Origin of the sequence: Peribacillus sp. YIM B13482 (assembly GCF_042787975.1) — a bacterium.
GTDB lineage: Bacteria > Bacillota > Bacilli > Bacillales > DSM-1321 > Peribacillus > Peribacillus simplex_A.
Map to the genome: position 1 here is coordinate 12,779 of NZ_JBHZPF010000057.1, position 15,523 is coordinate 28,301.

Consider the following 15,523-nt stretch of genomic DNA (forward strand, 5'->3'; position numbering starts at 1 on the left):
AAGAACATATATTCATTATCCCCTGAATCAAATAAAACAAGTGTAATTAAGGCGGAGTCTTCGTATTTTTATCCTTCTGTAGGGAACGTTTGTCACCTTTTTAATGAGTATAGCTTTATAAAAATAATGGTATTTCTTAATGTGAATAGATTAGGGGGGCTTATATGAAGTATTTGTTAGTAGGTTATCGATTTTATTCAATGGGATCTAGCGCTTTATCAATTTCTTTGGATCTTAAAGGGAATTCTCGTCAAAACTACCACGTTCTTTGGCAATCCAGTATATACTATGCCTTTTTTACTGCATAATCCAAGGCATCCTCCACAATTGAAGACTGTTCTTTAAACTCCAAAGGTGATTGGTTGACCTTTTCATAATGGATTAAGAAAGGGTGTGCTTTGACAATTCGTTTATAGTAAATTACTTATATCTGAAATGCTTGATTTTACATCAGTTTCAGAGCATGGAGCATTTAAACAAGAAATAGAAGATTATATCGGAATTTCTAAAGAAACATCAACGAATCAAGGTGAAATGAAAAAGGCATGACCCAAGTAAATTATCGGATTCATGCCCTCAAGCTCCGCTCCTTGACTAAGTTTTTTGAATCCGTTCAGTAGAAAAGTTTTTATTGACTTTAATCCATTCGTTTCAATTTGGTAACCTTCCTTATTAACTCGCTATTTTTTCTGAATTTTTCGTTTTCTTAGGGTTTGGTAGCTTAGAGTCTATAGATAGGAATCGGCTTCCATTTAATACTAGGTGAAGTGCAATAATCATAAGAACCAGGTCCAGTTCGAAACCTGTACCTTCTCCATTCCCCATAAAACCTGCTGGAAATTTCACATAAACAATTGCACCAGCCATAATGAATATAAGTAGAGCAGAAATTATTCTTGTTCCAAGACCTAAAATTAAAGCTAATCCTCCAACCAATTCAATTGTACCAACAACATAGGCCAAAAACCCTGGAATGCCCATACTTTGAAACCATCCTGATGTGTTATCCAATCCACCTTGGAACTTTGATAAACCATGTAACAAAAATGTAATTCCCAACATTACTCTTAATAAAAAGGTACCGATTTCTTGTTTATTCATGACACATCTCCTTTTATTTATTTTACACTACAAAGTGTAGTGTAAACTTGCAAAAAAATCAAGTGAAAGTCATCCGACAATCACTATAGTCATTCCCAATAATATCACCAAAACATATATAGAAACAAAAATCGTGGTACTATCAGCCCTCAAAGGAATTGTTTTATGAGGATCAACTAAATGCTGAAGTCTATAGTTTACCGATTCATTTGAGAAGTGGACAATGACAGGAGTTGATTTATCAGAGCTAAAATGTTTAATTAACTTCAACAAAGCAGCGCTTATGCCTAAATCAGTGCCCATTTTATTAATCGCATATTCATCGGCTAATAATTCACTTATTATTTTGTAATTTTTATAACACCATTTTGTCAGTGGAACAAACCATAAAGTATGCGAGATCAACTGTAAAATAAAGATTACCAGTGGATCATATCTTTTTTGGTGAAATGCTTCATGCTCCACTACCGCTTCCAGCTCGTCAAGCTCCAATAATTGAATTAAACCAGTGCTTAAAACAATGAAAGGTCGCCTAAAACCAAGCGTAAACGCAAGTGGTTGATTAGCATTAACAACTAAGATATCTTTGTTGACCTGTTTGAATGTTTCATTTATTGTCCTTGTCTTTTCAACGTTTTTGTAGGTAAAAAGCTTTTGTTTGAACCTTCTGGATAGAAGATATTGCTCTGCAATTTTGAAAAGGGTGCTCAATATACTATAGGATATTACTATATTGAGCAGTGTGATGACTATAAAGTAGTAAACTGAACCTTCCTTGAATAGACTAAAGCAAAATTTAAAAAAGTTGGCTTTAATATTTACTCCAAAAAAGATATGTACCAAAAACGCTCCCATTTGGCTCCATACTACACAAGCAATTAAAAGACTCAGGCTTATCACAAAATAAGACTTTTTCTTCCACATTATAATTTATCCTTTTTTAACGATTGAATTTTTTGTTCCAATTTTTCAATTAAACCTTGGTCAGCGTCTTTCATGGCATCAAGCATATGGCTAATGACAGCCCCGCCAAACTCATCCAGCAAATTCTCAGTCAGTTTCTTTGACTGCTCTTCTAAAAACTCGGCTTTAGACTGCACGGGGCGAAATAATGAAAGCCTTCCTTCGGACCTCTTTTCAAGAATGCCCTTTTCAACTAAACGGTTCATGACTGTCATTACAGTATTAAAGTTGATAGGCTTGTCAAGCTCCAAGGATTGCTGGACAGCTTTAATACTCTGTTCATTTTTATCCCATAAATATTCCATGATATTAGCTTCCAAGGGACCAAAGAAACGATTCAGTCCAACTTCATCATATTTAAAATTTTTAATATTCATTTTTATCACTCCCACTACGAATTGTAGTGGAAAACCTAGTTGGAATCAAGTTTCATCCGGAAGATTAGAAATGAAGTAGTATCATGAATTTCTCTATTGATTGACTTTAATTACCTTTCCAGACCCCTTTGGCCTGGACTTTCCAATTTATCCAGGTTCTCACTATTATACTCCACTTCCTTTTTTCAGCTACAAATGTTCATCTGCTGTCAGATACATCCAAAACGGATTTAAAATTATAAAAAAACGAGCCTATTGGAGGCTCATTTCATGAATTTATGATTAACTCCTTGTTGAAAGTCTCTCTATTTCATCAGAATTATAAAGATGAAATCCCCTTGTCGTGGTTTGGGCTGCAGCATACATTGCAGCAGCTACTTTGTTTGCTTCTATGGCACGATATGGGCGTAAAGGGCCCATAAAGAGAAATTTAGCAAATGGGCTTAGCATACTAGAAATCTTTTCACCTGCCCTAAATTCCTTTCGTTCTCCAAGAAGTAAGGAAGGACGGAAAATATGTACAGAATTCAAATCTAGGTGTTGTAGTGTTCCTTCCACATCGCCCTTAACACGGTTGTAAAAAAACTTTGATTTGGAATCGGCTCCCATGGCTGTTATGACGAGTAATTTTTCAACATTGGATGTTTTCGCCATTTTAGCTGCTTCGATTACATAATCATAATCAACTTTACGAAAAGCTTCCCTGGATTTAGCCTTCTTGATCGTTGTACCTAAACAAATGAAAACATCCGTGACGTTGAACAAATCGGCATACCTGGATAAATTTTCGAAATCCACAATATGCCCTGTGCACTTGGGCTCTGTGAATTCCGTTTCCCTTCTTGTCATAAAATGGATTTCCTTATAGATTTTACTACTGCTTATCTCTTTAACCAACTGGGTACCGACCACACCTGTAGCCCCTAAAATCAATGCCGTCTTTTTAGTCATTATTTCCTTCTTTCCTTCATTAGCTCCTGAATATCAACCATACCCATTTTTAACCCCAACTAATATAGGACTAAGATAAATGATTCACTTGATTGAAATCATCAATAATCCAAGAATCGGCATCAAATCTAATCGTACTCAAACATGCATTGAACAACCGCATTTCTTTGGAAACGATTGACTCGTTTGACATCAATCGTAAAATGAAATGAATGACAGCGCCATGTGCAACAAGTATCACTTTCTTGTCAGGATACTCCTTTTGAATTTCCTGGAGCCCATTCATCAGCCTGTTTCGTAAAGAATCCTGATTTTCCTGACCGGGATATAACTTATCCGTGAATGCTGCTTCCCTTTCTGCTGCTGTCATTCCTTCAGCGACGCCAAAATTCTTTTCAATGAATGCTATTTTTTCAATTACCGGAACTTCGATATAATTGGAAATGATTTCAGCCGTTTCCCTTGCCCTTTTTAGTGGGCTTGATATGATTACATCCCAATCCTCTTTAGACAAAAATTCACCACATTGCCGTGCCTGTATCTTTCCTAGTTCATTTAAAGGGATATCAGTCTGCCCCTGCAGTTTCCCTAGTGCATTCCAATCTGTTTGACCATGCCGCACTAAACAAATAGTAGTAATTGTCCTCAAACCCCTCTATGCAGAATCTTATTTTTTCACTTCTTCAATGATGGAGTGTCCTTCACTATGCTCGAGATCTGACCATTTCCATTTTTCATGCAAACGTATCCTTCCATCAGGCAGCATTTCAGGGGTGGAAAGACAGCTTCCTCCTCTTATTTCACCTTTTTCATTGATATGATTATACCTGAATTCAAGAGATCCATCCATATGGACAAGCCCTATTAACGTACCTTTAACAATCTCTCCACCCTGATAACTTGCTGAAAGAATAGAACCTTCTTGTGAATAGTGAAAGGAAGTATTTCCTGATACTTCCCCATTTTCAGAGTTGACTTTTGCTCTGAATATCCGTCCATCATAATTAATCATATTCATTCCCCCATATTAATCAATAAGGATAATGATACCAAATTAATAAAAAAAAGAGTATTAAAAATCTTATAAATACTTAATTCGTTCACAATGGAAATTCCATAAAAAATACTTAATATTTCCCATTGAATTCTTCTATTATAGTGTGGTTAGATTATGGAAGATGTTACATATAGTATGAACATTCCCGAGGATGAAACATCTAAATTTAACTAGAAGATATTGGTGAGGTGCTCAATTGAAAGAAATACTTCTGATTCTGCTATTGCAACTTATTTATGTTCCGATATACACGCTGCGAACCATTTTCTTAGTAAAAAATATTACCATACTTGCCTCGATACTGGGTATCGCAGAAATGTTAGTATACGTTTTTGGTTTATCCCTTGTATTTGGCGGTGACCAAAGCATACTCGCCATGGTTGTCTATGCAGTCGGTTTTGGAATCGGAATAATTTTTGGTACGAAAATTGAGCAAAAACTCGCCATCGGTTTTATTAATGTAACCGTTAATACCCAAACCAAAAATGAACAGTTAGTTGATACCCTAAGGAACAACGGATTTGGTGTCACTCTTTATACGGGCGAGGGCAGGGATAGCAACCGCTATCGGATGGAAATCTTGACAAAACGAAACCGGGAACAAGAATTAATAGCAACCGTTGAAAAGTTTGAACCTAAGGCTTTCATCATTTCATATGAACCACGCTATTTTAAAGGTGGATTTTTACTGGACCGGTTGAAAAATAAAGCAAGCTGAACGAAATGCAAAAGCCCATCTTTATAAAGATGGGCTTTTGCATTATTTGGTTTTTGATTTTCTAATCTTGACTGTCCTGGTAACCGGTTGTTTTTTTATCCACTTTAAGTATTTTTTCAATGCTTCATCATTTTTTAGCAATACAACGTTATATAGTCGGATGGCGAGCTCTCGGTTTGAATACAAGGCGTGCGTGAATCTATTTATGACATGATTTACAGAGATAAGCAATTGGTAAATGGCTGCCGCTTAACTCCTTAGGAGATGGTCAGTTCAATCTCAACACTGCCACAAAGCCCACAAGTCCCTTTCATCTCATCACCCGGCAGTTAAGGCTTTACGGATTTTCCTTCTTCAACAATATGAAACATCAAATGGGCAAGATGATGGATTGGTCCATACTCTTCGTTGTCCTCATCATCTTCTGCATCTTCCACTTCATCCATGCCTTGCAAATAAAGTGCCATGAATTCATAAAAGTCATTTTTAGAAAAGGAATAACAATCACTTGGATCCTGATTATCTTCTTCATACTGCAAAACAAGATGAGATAAATCACCCTCATCATCTTCTGCATCAAAAAAAACGAAATACCCGATATTTGTATCCAGTTCAAATAATCTGCGAAAACCGCGTGATGTTGTTTTTTCAAACTCAGCCGCCGTCAGTTTTTGCACTTGCATGCTATCTACATTATCTTCTTGATGAAAGCCCACGATAAATGTGTTCATAATCCTAACCTCCTGTTAAATATGGATAACCAATAGTATCCCCATTTAAACGAAATTATTCGATTTAGAGGTTCGTTTCCAAGACGACCGGGCAATGATCACTACCCATAACATCGCAGTGAATGTTAGCCTCCATTAAAGAATCCGCTATCCGTTTAGAAACAATGAAATAATCGATTCTCCAGCCAATATTCCGCTCTCTTACTTTACTCATATATGACCACCAAGTATAGGCACCTTCCTGGTTTGGATAAAAATGGCGAAATGTATCGATAAACCCTGCATCAAGTAATTCAGTCATCTTCCCACGTTCTTCATTAGTGAAACCCGAATTCCCAATATTAGGTTTTGGGTTTTTCAAGTCGATTTCCTGATGTGCGACATTCAGGTCACCACAAAAGATTACCGGTTTCACCAAATCCAGTTTTTTAAGATAATCAATCATCCCATCTTCCCATTCGAGACGGTAATCAAGCCTAGATAAATCCCTTTTGGCATTGGGTGTATAAACATTCACCATATAGAATTTCTCGAATTCCAGTGTTATGATCCTGCCTTCCGGCTCCTCGTCCAGCCCCCCTACACCATATTTCACGGAAAGCGGTTTTTCCTTCGTGAAAATGGCTGTACCGGAATATCCTTTTTTCAGTGCATAATTCCAATATTGATGGTACCCTTCCAATTCAAGTGAAATCTGCCCTTCTTGTAGCTTAGTTTCTTGAAGACAAAAAATATCTGCATCCACATCTTTAAAGTAATCTAAAAATCCTTTTTTAACACAAGCCCTAATACCATTCACATTCCAGGAAACCAATTTCATATTCTCTTTAATTCTCCTTATGGCCAACTAATTTCATTACATTTCAACTATACTATTTATCTTCATTTTTTCCCATTAGAGTACATTCGAAAACAATCTGGCAAATGATTCTTTTGAACGTTCCAAGAAGCCACGATCGTTATACCTGATTGAATCTAGCTTATCACTATCTTTCATATCTTCTTTGTAATGAGTGACAAGATCATCAATGGTACGGCTGCCCATAAGAAAGACATTGACTTCGAAATTCAGATGAAAACTCCTCATATCCATGTTTGCGGTCCCTATAGAGGCCATATCACCATCTACGATAATAAGTTTTTGATGTAAAAAGCCCTTTTTATACGAGTATACCTCTACACCGAATTGAAGCAGCTCCCCGAAATAGGAGCGACTTCCATATTGGGTTAAAAACCCATCATTTACTGCCGGAACCATAAGCCTAACTTGTAACCCCTTAATGGCTGCATGTTTAATTGCTGCTTTAATGGCTTGATTAGGTACGAAGTATGGGCTTGCAATCCAGATTGATTCAGTGGCGCTAGTAATAAGCGAATAGTAAAAATCACTCATTATTCCCTGTTGTGTATCAGGTCCGCTCGCTACAACCTGGACAGCTCCATCCCCATGTTCAACTTTATTTTTGAATACTGGACGTTCTTGCAATACATCTTCCCCACTAACATATTCCCAATCCAGAAGGAAAACGGTATGAAGCATAAATACCGCTTCCCCTTTCAGGACCATGTGTGTATCTCTCCAAAAACCAATGTTTTTATTTCGTCCCAAATATTCCTCACCTACGTTTAATCCGCCTACAAAACCAATTTCACCATCAATGATGATGATTTTTCGGTGATTCCTAAAATTGAACTTTTGATTGAAAAAACCATGTTTCAATGGCGAAAATGGATAAGCTTTTATCCCCGCATTTTTCATCCGCTTAACTTCATTATTTGAAAGGCTTAAACTACCCGCTGCATCAAAAATGAATAAAACTTCCACACCAACTTTTGCTTTTTCAATTAGGATGTCTATAATTTCGGTACCAAGCCTGTCTGAACGAAAAATATAATATTCAATATGAATGAATTTTTCAGCCTTTTTTAACTGTTTAATGATTTCCGTAAACGTTTCGTTTCCATTTTTCAAAACTTCCGTTTGCGAAGATGTACTTATAGTTGTCTCAGAAGCATTTTTGGCAAAAGCTGCGAATGATTGCTGATGATTATTCAAGAACGAAAGATCTGGCGGTGATACATGAGTGACAAGACTCTTCCATTCTTCCCGATCTCTTTTCCTTTTACTTCGAAACAAATACCCCTTTAAATAGAGCTGACCTGAAAATAGATAAAATACATATCCAAATACCGGGAAAAACAAAAGTACATACATCCATAAAAGGGTCTCGTGAGCAAATCTATTTTCCAGCATGAGTGAAAACATGGTAACAAACATGACAAAAATATATAATCCAATAAAAAATAGCTTCACGTTGAAGCTAACATGAGTGAAAAGGATCATATAAACTGCGGCAATTAAAATAAATAAAAATACAAATTCCATTCTTCTTCTTCTCATCTTTTCATTCTCCTACACAACAATATTTTATATATATCAAACATATACCCATATTTGATGGTAAAAGAAACAAAACACTTACGAAGACTTATTTTCGCAAGTGTTTTATGTATTACCTATCCAATTATCACTTCATGACAGGGATGAGACTTTCATACAGCTCAATATACTTTATGGAAGATGATGTCCAACTGAAGTCTAACTTCATTGCACTTTCGACCATCTTCCTCCATCTTTTGGGCTGGAATTTGTAGAGCCCAACTGATTGTTCAATTGTATGAAGCATATCGTGTGCATTATAATTCGTAAAACTGAAACCATTCCCCTCACCAGTAAATTGATTATACGGAATGACTGTATCACGAAGTCCGCCTGTCTCCCTCACTAACGGCAGAGTACCATAACGAAGCGCCAATAGTTGGCCAATTCCACATGGTTCGAATTGGGACGGCATCAGAAATAAATCAGAACCTGCATATATGCGTCTTGCTAAACCCTCATCAAAATATGTATTTACTGAAACCTGATTTGGATATTGGTCAGCTAAATGGCGAAATGCAGATTCATATTGCTCATCACCCGTACCTAAAAGAATGAATTGAATTCCTTGGTTCATCATTTCATGAAAAACATGGAGAATAAGATCCATTCCTTTTTGATCAACAAGCCTGGTCACCATTGATATGACCGGGACATCATCATTGACTGGAAGATCCAACGATTTCTGTAACTCACGTTTATTCTCCATCTTACCCTCATAGGAATCGAATGGAACAGGAAGATGTTCATCTTCCGCAGGATTATATTCCTCATAATCCACTCCATTGATAATCCCTTTAAGGTCACCATTTCTTTTCCTTAAAAACCCATCCAGGTTTTCCCCAAAATAGGGACTCTGAATTTCTTCGGAATAACTTGGGCTTACAGTTGTGACTATGTTAGAGAAAGCTAAGCCAGCTTTCAAATAACTTACATTTCCATGGAATTCAAGACCATCGATATTAAAATATAATTCACTTAAATCCAGTAATTCTGCTAAAACAGCTTTAGGATAAACTCCTTGATAGCGTAAATTATGTATTGTAAATATCGTTTTAATATCCTGATAGAAAGGATGGTTATGATAATGGGCTTTCAGCAAAGCACTGACAAGGCCTGTTTGCCAATCATGACAGTGTATGACATCCGGCTTTTTTTCTAAATAGGGTAAAACCTCTAATATTGCACGGGAAAAGAAGGCGAACCTTTCGCCATCATCAAAAAAACCATAACTCCCATGCCGTTTAAAATAATATTCATTATCCAAGAAATAATATGTAATTCCATTTGCAACAAGTTTTTCGATACCACAAAATTGCTGGCGCCAACCAACAGGAACTTCAATACTCGTCATATGTTTCATTTCCTGTTTAAATCGGTTAGGCAGATCCCCGTATTTAGGAAGGATGACACTTACATGGACTCCCTGTTTTTTTAGCGCTTTAGGGAGCGCACCTATAACGTCTCCGAGCCCTCCCGTTTTTATAAAAGGGGCGCATTCTGAAGCAGCAAATACAACATTCATTGCCGCACCTCCTCTTTTAAATGACTTCCGCTTTTTTTATTACAACTGGCTGTTTTAAACCAATAACTGATTTTTCACTAGTAATTTTCACTTCTTTATCGGTTATGATATTTTCCACGATAGCACCTTCTTCAATCACGCCTTTTTGCATGATGATGCTATTTCTTATAACCGCTCCCTTTTTTACCTTTACTCCACGGAAGAGTATACTGTTTTCGACAGTCCCTTCAATATCACAACCGTTGGCTATCAATGAATTGGTAACCTTCGATGATCGTGAATATTTGGTCGGTGCCTCATGTTTGATTTTTGTATAAACATCCCAAGTGTCTCCGAAGAAAGAACGGATAACAGAAGGGTTCAGGAAATTCATATTACTGGAATGAAAACTTTCAATGGAATGGATGAATGGCATATCTCCAGTAAAATTGTAGCCTTTGACAGTAAAACGGTGAAGATTGGCTTTCACAGCATCTTTCAAAAAGTCATATTCTCCACTGGCAACACAGCTTTTGATCAAGTTCACCAATAAGGTTTTACTTATGATGAAGGTTTCGAGGCAAACATGGTCACCAGGTCTAGGGATGGTATAAAAGCTTATGTCCGTGATGTCATCATCCGAATCTACTGAGCAAGTGTGATAGATTGGCTTTTCTATTAATTCCCCTACATAATCCTTATAAACGACCGTAATATCCGCTTTATGTTTTTTATGATAATCAAGCACATCATTGAAATCCAATTTACATACATGGCTTCCAGGGGAAATGATGACAGTATCTGCCGCTGCACGTTCAAAAAAGCTGAGGTGATCATAGAATTGCTTCATATCGCCTGTTACAGTTTCATCCGGATGGATAGGGGGCAAGATGTATAATCCTCCTGAACGCCGATCCAAGTTCCATTCTTTTCCTGAGCCAAGATGATCCATGACTGAGAGATATTTTTCTTTTGGGAAAACGGCCACCTTTGATACATCCGCATTTATGAAGTTCGACATCGTAAAGTCAATCAAACGGTAGCGTCCACCAAATGGCACTGATGCTACATTACGGTGAGCGGTCAGCTCTTTTAAATGTTGTCTTTCATTGATTAAGTTAATAATACCCAACACATTTTCCATAGGATCTTCCCCTTTTTCTAGTTAAGAGTGATCTTCTTTTTGTTTGGATTGACAATGGTCTGATTTTCGCCAATTAAGGTGATATCGGATGTAACCGCTGAATTGCCAACTACTGCACCATCTTCTATAACACAATTGCTGGCTATGATGCTTCTTTCTATATGAACGTTTTCACCAATCGTAACATTAGGCATGATGACTGAATCTTTTATGGTTGACCCATAGCCCACCTGTACATTATACGATAAAACGGAATGTTCAATATTTCCATGTATCATGCACCCTTCATTGATAAGCGACTGACTAACCTCGGCATCTGATGAGATATATTGCGGAGGGTGGTTTGCATTGCGCGCAAAAATTTTCCACTGCTGATCATCCAACTGGAAATTTGGCGTTTCCTCCAATAAATCCATATGGGCCTGCCAAAGGCTTTCGACCGTTCCAACATCTTTCCAATAATCATTAAAACGATAGGCATACAGTTTTTTTCGATCTTCTAGCATCTTGGGAATGATGTTGCTACCGAAATCATTAGAAGAGTTTGCATCTTTTTCATCGTTTATTAAATACCGTCTTAGGTTCTTCCAATTGAAAAGGTATACTCCCATGGATGCGAGATTACTCTTTGGATACTTTGGTTTTTCATCGAATTGGGTGACTTTATCATCATCATTGGTATTCATAATCCCAAAACGGCTTGCTTCCTGCCATGGCACTTGAATGACAGCTATGGTTGCCTCTGAATTTTTTTCGATATGATAATCCAGCATCTTACTGTAATCCATCTTATAAATATGATCACCGGAGAGAATCAGTACATGTTCCGGATTATAGTTATCAATGTATTGGATATTTTGATAAACGGCGTTTGCCGTCCCTTTATACCACTCACCGCCTTCTTTCCCTTGATAAGGGGGAAGAACGGAAACTCCGCCAACATCCAGATCCAGATCCCAAGCTTTGCCATTACCCACATAATCATTTAGAATCAATGGCTGGTATTGGGTCAGTACCCCAACCGTATCAATACCAGAATGAGTGCAGTTACTTAATGGAAAATCGATGATCCTATACTTACCGCCAAAGGGTACCGCTGGTTTTGCCAAACCGATTGTCAATTCACCTAACCTCGAACCCTGGCCTCCTGCCAATAACATTGCTATCCATTTTTTCGCTCCCATTATTCGTTCACTCTCCCCCGTCTTTTTTTTGTTTGCTTCATAAAAATTGATATGCCTAAAGGAGGTACGGTTATTTCCATGCTGTATGGTTGATTATGACATGATTCTTTTTTGACATTAATGGGTTTTTCATTGACCTGACCAGATCCTCCGAAAGCTACTGAATCACTGCTGAAGACCTCTATATATTTCCCCTGGGATGGCACACCTATTTGATAATGAGCATGGGCCTGTGCAGAGAAATTACAGACAACAATACAATAATCACCTTTACGTTTACCTTTTCTCATATAGGTTATGATACTCTGACTACTATTGTTTGGATCTATCCATTCAAATCCCTCCTGGACATGATCCAATCTCCATAGAGAGGAAGTTTGCCTATAAAATTCCTGAAGGGTACGGAAGTAATATGCCAGCTTTTCGTGAGATTCATATTTCAAAAGCAGCCAATCCAATTGTTCCTCATCTTTCCATTCTATGAACTGGCCAAATTCACCGCCCATAAAGAGAAGTTTCTTTCCAGGATGTGTCATGAAATACCCAAAGAGCAACCGTAAGTTAGCGAATTTCTGCCAATAGTCACCTGGCATCTTATTCAATAAAGACCTCTTGCCATGAACTACATCATCATGTGAAAAGGGTAAAACGAAATTTTCTGAAAAAGCATAGAACAATGAAAATGTTAAGAGGCTATGGTGATTTGGCCTTTCATTCGTTTCAAGTTTCATGTAACGAAGAATATCGTTAGTCCATCCCATATTCCATTTGTAATTAAAACCCAGGCCTCCGATATCGGTAGGTGATGTTATAAGCGGCCTGTCTGTTGCTTCTTCAGCCATCATTAATGCATGGGGATATTTATTGAAAACCACCTCATTAAGTTTTTGCAAAAATTGTATGGCTTCTATATTTTCCTCACCACCAAACTGGTTTTTCAGCTTAACCGGCAAGGGATTATCATGATTTAAATAAACCATTGACGATACCGCATCGACACGGACCCCATCAATATGGTATACATCCATCCAAAACATCACATTTGATATAAGAAAACTGATTACTTCCGGTTTAGTAAAATCAAAATTGTATGTCCCCCATAACGGACGCTCTGCCCTAGTATGATCAATTGGTTCATAGAGTGGCGTACCATCAAAACGGGAAAGTCCATGTGCATCTTTACAAAAATGGGCGGGGACCCAGTCAAGGATGACGCCAATGCCCTTTTGGTGGCAAAGGTTAATTAAATATTTAAAATCTTCCGGTGAACCGTAACGACTGGTAACGGAATAATAGCCTGTGACCTGGTATCCCCACGATTTATCAAATGGGTGTTCCATTATGGCCATGATTTCAATATGTGTAAAACTATTATCAATCACATAATCAACTAATCTATCAGCCAATTCACGGTACGAATAAAATACACCATCTTCTGTCTGTTTCCATGTTCCAGGGTGTACTTCATATATGGACATGGGTTTATGATAGATATTTTCCTTTTTCCTATCGGCTATCCACTTCGAATCTTGCCATTCAAAATTATCCAGCCTTTTAATGACCGAGGCTGTTTTTGGTCTGACTTCCGAATAGAAGGCATATGGATCGGCTTTTAGGATACGTTTATTTCCAGGTGTATGTATTTCGTATTTATAAAGTTCCCCTTCTTGAAGTCCTGGTACGAACAACACCCAGACGCCTGAACGCTCGATCCGTTTCATCGCATGATTATTTCCGTCCCAATTATTAAAATTACCGACTACTGAAACTTGCTTGGCATGGGGGGCCCAAACGGCGAAGCGTACTCCTTCATTACCTAATGATGTTACAATGTGTGCCCCAAGCATTTTATAGCTTTCATAAAGGGTGCCTTCATGAAACAAATATAAATCGAAATCGCTTGGATAATTCTCTTGTAGCTGGTCCATAATTGTACTCAATAAAACCCCTCCATCAGTATTAACTCGATAGTATTTTACCCATCGTTCCCCAGTTATTATATATATTCGGTGTAAATGATATTAATCCTTCAAATGGAGGTGAACTTATTATAATAAAATGCCCTTTTTTTGAAAATTAAAACACTTTTCTGTAGAAAAAGACCATTTAATGTAAAAATATTGTTATTCTAATAAAAGCCCTCCCCATTTTATAGGAAAGAGCTTTAAGGAATCATGTATGAATGCTTCATGTTACTTGTTCAGTTCGGATCATGTGAGTTTTCTTTAAGAATAAATAGGATAATGAGACTGACCATGCCAGGGGAGTATTCCTGTTTGGAATATTACTGCCTCCAATATATAACTCAGGGACTTCCCAATTTTCTGGAATGATCATTTTCGTTTTATCTGTATATTCCTTTACTTTGTTCATCATGCCAAGTTCAAGGTAGCATAAGCCCAGCCACGGAAGACCGAAACACCATTCCGCTTCCTGGCCTTCATTATAATAAAGGTCCTTTTCATATCGTATACAACCTTTTGTTCTTTCAAGGCGCCCTGTGACATTCTTCAATATTTTAAGGGCTATTTCACGATCTACCAGTCGATAAGGATAAATTAAGGATAAAAGGGCTAGATCCGTCTCTTTTGAATAACTTTCCCTCGGGAGTAGGAAACGAAGTGTTTCTTCTCCCTTCATTATCAGTTCCTCCTTAACGTTGACCAGCATCTTGACTGAATTCAAACCAGCAACACATGCACCGATGCTTGAAGCATGAATTTCGATATTTTCTTCCCACATCCCGTTATCTTCCGACTGCCAATATTGCAGGCATTCCAAGTAATTGACCAACTTTTGAACGATTTGTAAATCACGTTGATTTCTTATCACCTTTTTTCCATGCTTATATCCTTCTCCGACACCCCATAAAAAGGCACCTATCGCATCATTTTGGGCATGCCCCCATTCATCAGTCAGTTCTTCCAGTTCAGTGGAATACCGTGCATGGATATGTTCATAAAGATACTGGGGTTTCTGTTCTGTATGAATATCTATCTTCCACTCATAGGATTGAAATAAGTCGAATAAAGCATGATATGCTTTCTCATAACGATTGGATGGATCATTTATAAATGGCAGTACTGTATAAACGACATCCCTTATCCAGACATAATTATAATCATCGGAAACGCTTGCAGTATACGCGCCATTAGGAAGCCGCATGCGATCAAGAACCTCTAGGGCACCATTAACATTCATTAATTGAACACCTCCATAGTTATTTACTTATTCCCATTGTTGACAGACTCCCATTTTCTAAACGTTGGATCATTCATTTTGGCTCTTTTCGTAAAGATTGTTGTTTTTAAAACGAAACTATTTAAGGTTGATTGGAGCGGAAGTGCGAGACT

15 protein-coding genes are annotated in these 15,523 nt (G+C 37.5%); 1 reads left to right on the plus strand and 14 read right to left on the minus strand.

Going from position 1 to position 15,523, the window contains the following annotated elements; all coding sequences use genetic code 11:
- Nucleotides 1–672 precede the first annotated feature (672 nt).
- From ACFX4L_RS21120 to ACFX4L_RS21145, 6 genes are all read right to left on the minus strand, one after another.
- A complete protein-coding gene (locus tag ACFX4L_RS21120) occupies nt 673–1,101 on the minus strand; it encodes a DoxX family protein (RefSeq protein ID WP_284470644.1) in 429 nt (142 codons plus the stop codon).
- A 69-nt stretch (nt 1,102–1,170) separates the two neighbouring features.
- Nucleotides 1,171–2,025, minus strand: a complete 855-nt coding sequence (locus tag ACFX4L_RS21125; RefSeq protein ID WP_377386159.1) for a M56 family metallopeptidase — start codon at nt 2,023–2,025, stop codon at nt 1,171–1,173.
- The gene (locus tag ACFX4L_RS21130; RefSeq protein ID WP_061463356.1) at nt 2,025–2,441 is read right to left on the minus strand and encodes a BlaI/MecI/CopY family transcriptional regulator; all 417 of its coding nucleotides are present in this window, start codon (nt 2,439–2,441) and stop codon (nt 2,025–2,027) included. The genes ACFX4L_RS21125 and ACFX4L_RS21130 overlap by 1 nt, the downstream gene beginning before the upstream one ends.
- 282 nt (nt 2,442–2,723) lie before the next feature.
- Entirely contained in the window at nt 2,724–3,392 is a 669-nt protein-coding gene (locus ACFX4L_RS21135; RefSeq protein ID WP_377386161.1) for an NAD(P)H-binding protein, read from the minus strand.
- Nucleotides 3,393–3,462: 70 nt separating this feature from the next.
- Nucleotides 3,463–4,032, minus strand: a complete 570-nt coding sequence (locus ACFX4L_RS21140) for a histidine phosphatase family protein (protein ID WP_089364686.1) — start codon at nt 4,030–4,032, stop codon at nt 3,463–3,465.
- A 27-nt stretch (nt 4,033–4,059) separates the two neighbouring features.
- Nucleotides 4,060–4,404 carry an avidin-fold protein gene (locus ACFX4L_RS21145; protein ID WP_176432046.1) on the minus strand — a complete coding sequence of 115 codons (345 nt, stop codon included), beginning with the start codon at nt 4,402–4,404 and terminating at the stop codon, nt 4,060–4,062.
- 241 nt (nt 4,405–4,645) lie between these two features.
- Between ACFX4L_RS21145 and ACFX4L_RS21150 the strand changes: the two genes are divergently transcribed.
- Nucleotides 4,646–5,167, plus strand: coding sequence for a DUF2179 domain-containing protein (locus ACFX4L_RS21150; protein ID WP_061463358.1), 522 nt, complete (start codon nt 4,646–4,648; stop codon nt 5,165–5,167).
- A gap of 329 nt (nt 5,168–5,496) precedes the next feature.
- On the opposite strand, the gene ACFX4L_RS21155 is transcribed toward ACFX4L_RS21150, so the two are convergent.
- The 8 genes from ACFX4L_RS21155 to ACFX4L_RS21190 all read right to left on the minus strand — a co-directional run bounded on the left by ACFX4L_RS21155 (nt 5,497) and on the right by ACFX4L_RS21190 (nt 15,371).
- On the minus strand, nt 5,497–5,898 hold the full coding sequence (locus ACFX4L_RS21155; RefSeq protein WP_284470640.1) for a cytosolic protein: 402 nt from the start codon (nt 5,896–5,898) through the stop codon (nt 5,497–5,499).
- A 64-nt stretch (nt 5,899–5,962) separates the two neighbouring features.
- Nucleotides 5,963–6,718: an exodeoxyribonuclease III gene (locus ACFX4L_RS21160; protein WP_377406105.1), complete on the minus strand. Its 756-nt coding sequence runs from the start codon at nt 6,716–6,718 to the stop codon at nt 5,963–5,965.
- Between the two features lie 75 nt (nt 6,719–6,793).
- Nucleotides 6,794–8,299, minus strand: a complete 1,506-nt coding sequence (cls, locus tag ACFX4L_RS21165; RefSeq protein ID WP_377406107.1) for a cardiolipin synthase — start codon at nt 8,297–8,299, stop codon at nt 6,794–6,796.
- Nucleotides 8,300–8,426: 127 nt separating this feature from the next.
- On the minus strand, nt 8,427–9,863 hold the full coding sequence (gene glgA / locus ACFX4L_RS21170; protein ID WP_377386171.1) for a glycogen synthase GlgA: 1,437 nt from the start codon (nt 9,861–9,863) through the stop codon (nt 8,427–8,429).
- 16 nt (nt 9,864–9,879) lie between these two features.
- The gene (glgD, locus tag ACFX4L_RS21175) at nt 9,880–10,986 is read right to left on the minus strand and encodes a glucose-1-phosphate adenylyltransferase subunit GlgD (RefSeq protein ID WP_061463363.1); all 1,107 of its coding nucleotides are present in this window, start codon (nt 10,984–10,986) and stop codon (nt 9,880–9,882) included.
- A gap of 17 nt (nt 10,987–11,003) precedes the next feature.
- Nucleotides 11,004–12,170 carry a glucose-1-phosphate adenylyltransferase gene (locus ACFX4L_RS21180; RefSeq protein WP_061463364.1) on the minus strand — a complete coding sequence of 389 codons (1,167 nt, stop codon included), beginning with the start codon at nt 12,168–12,170 and terminating at the stop codon, nt 11,004–11,006.
- Complete coding sequence (gene glgB / locus ACFX4L_RS21185) at nt 12,170–14,098, minus strand: 1,4-alpha-glucan branching protein GlgB (protein ID WP_377386180.1); 1,929 nt, start codon at nt 14,096–14,098, stop codon at nt 12,170–12,172. The genes ACFX4L_RS21180 and glgB overlap by 1 nt, the downstream gene beginning before the upstream one ends.
- Nucleotides 14,099–14,357: 259 nt before the next feature.
- Complete coding sequence (locus tag ACFX4L_RS21190; RefSeq protein WP_377386175.1) at nt 14,358–15,371, minus strand: glycoside hydrolase family 15 protein; 1,014 nt, start codon at nt 15,369–15,371, stop codon at nt 14,358–14,360.
- Nucleotides 15,372–15,523 lie beyond the last annotated feature (152 nt).

Bases quoted from the DNA above. Each gene is read 5' to 3' on its own strand.
- ACFX4L_RS21120 (WP_284470644.1), bottom strand. From the start codon at position 1,101: ATGAATAAACAAGAAATCGGTACCTTTTTATTAAGAGTAATGTTGGGA.
- ACFX4L_RS21155 (WP_284470640.1), bottom strand. From the start codon at position 5,898: ATGAACACATTTATCGTGGGCTTTCATCAAGAAGATAATGTAGATAGC.
- ACFX4L_RS21180 (WP_061463364.1), bottom strand. From the start codon at position 12,170: ATGGGAGCGAAAAAATGGATAGCAATGTTATTGGCAGGAGGCCAGGGT.
- ACFX4L_RS21130 (WP_061463356.1), bottom strand. From the start codon at position 2,441: ATGAATATTAAAAATTTTAAATATGATGAAGTTGGACTGAATCGTTTC.
- cls (WP_377406107.1), bottom strand. From the start codon at position 8,299: ATGAGAAGAAGAAGAATGGAATTTGTATTTTTATTTATTTTAATTGCC.
- ACFX4L_RS21135 (WP_377386161.1), bottom strand. From the start codon at position 3,392: ATGACTAAAAAGACGGCATTGATTTTAGGGGCTACAGGTGTGGTCGGT.
- ACFX4L_RS21160 (WP_377406105.1), bottom strand. From the start codon at position 6,718: ATGAAATTGGTTTCCTGGAATGTGAATGGTATTAGGGCTTGTGTTAAA.
- ACFX4L_RS21190 (WP_377386175.1), bottom strand. From the start codon at position 15,371: ATGAATGTTAATGGTGCCCTAGAGGTTCTTGATCGCATGCGGCTTCCT.
- ACFX4L_RS21125 (WP_377386159.1), bottom strand. From the start codon at position 2,025: ATGTGGAAGAAAAAGTCTTATTTTGTGATAAGCCTGAGTCTTTTAATT.
- ACFX4L_RS21145 (WP_176432046.1), bottom strand. From the start codon at position 4,404: ATGATTAATTATGATGGACGGATATTCAGAGCAAAAGTCAACTCTGAA.
- glgA (WP_377386171.1), bottom strand. From the start codon at position 9,863: ATGAATGTTGTATTTGCTGCTTCAGAATGCGCCCCTTTTATAAAAACG.
- glgB (WP_377386180.1), bottom strand. From the start codon at position 14,098: ATGGACCAGCTACAAGAGAATTATCCAAGCGATTTCGATTTATATTTG.
- glgD (WP_061463363.1), bottom strand. From the start codon at position 10,986: ATGGAAAATGTGTTGGGTATTATTAACTTAATCAATGAAAGACAACAT.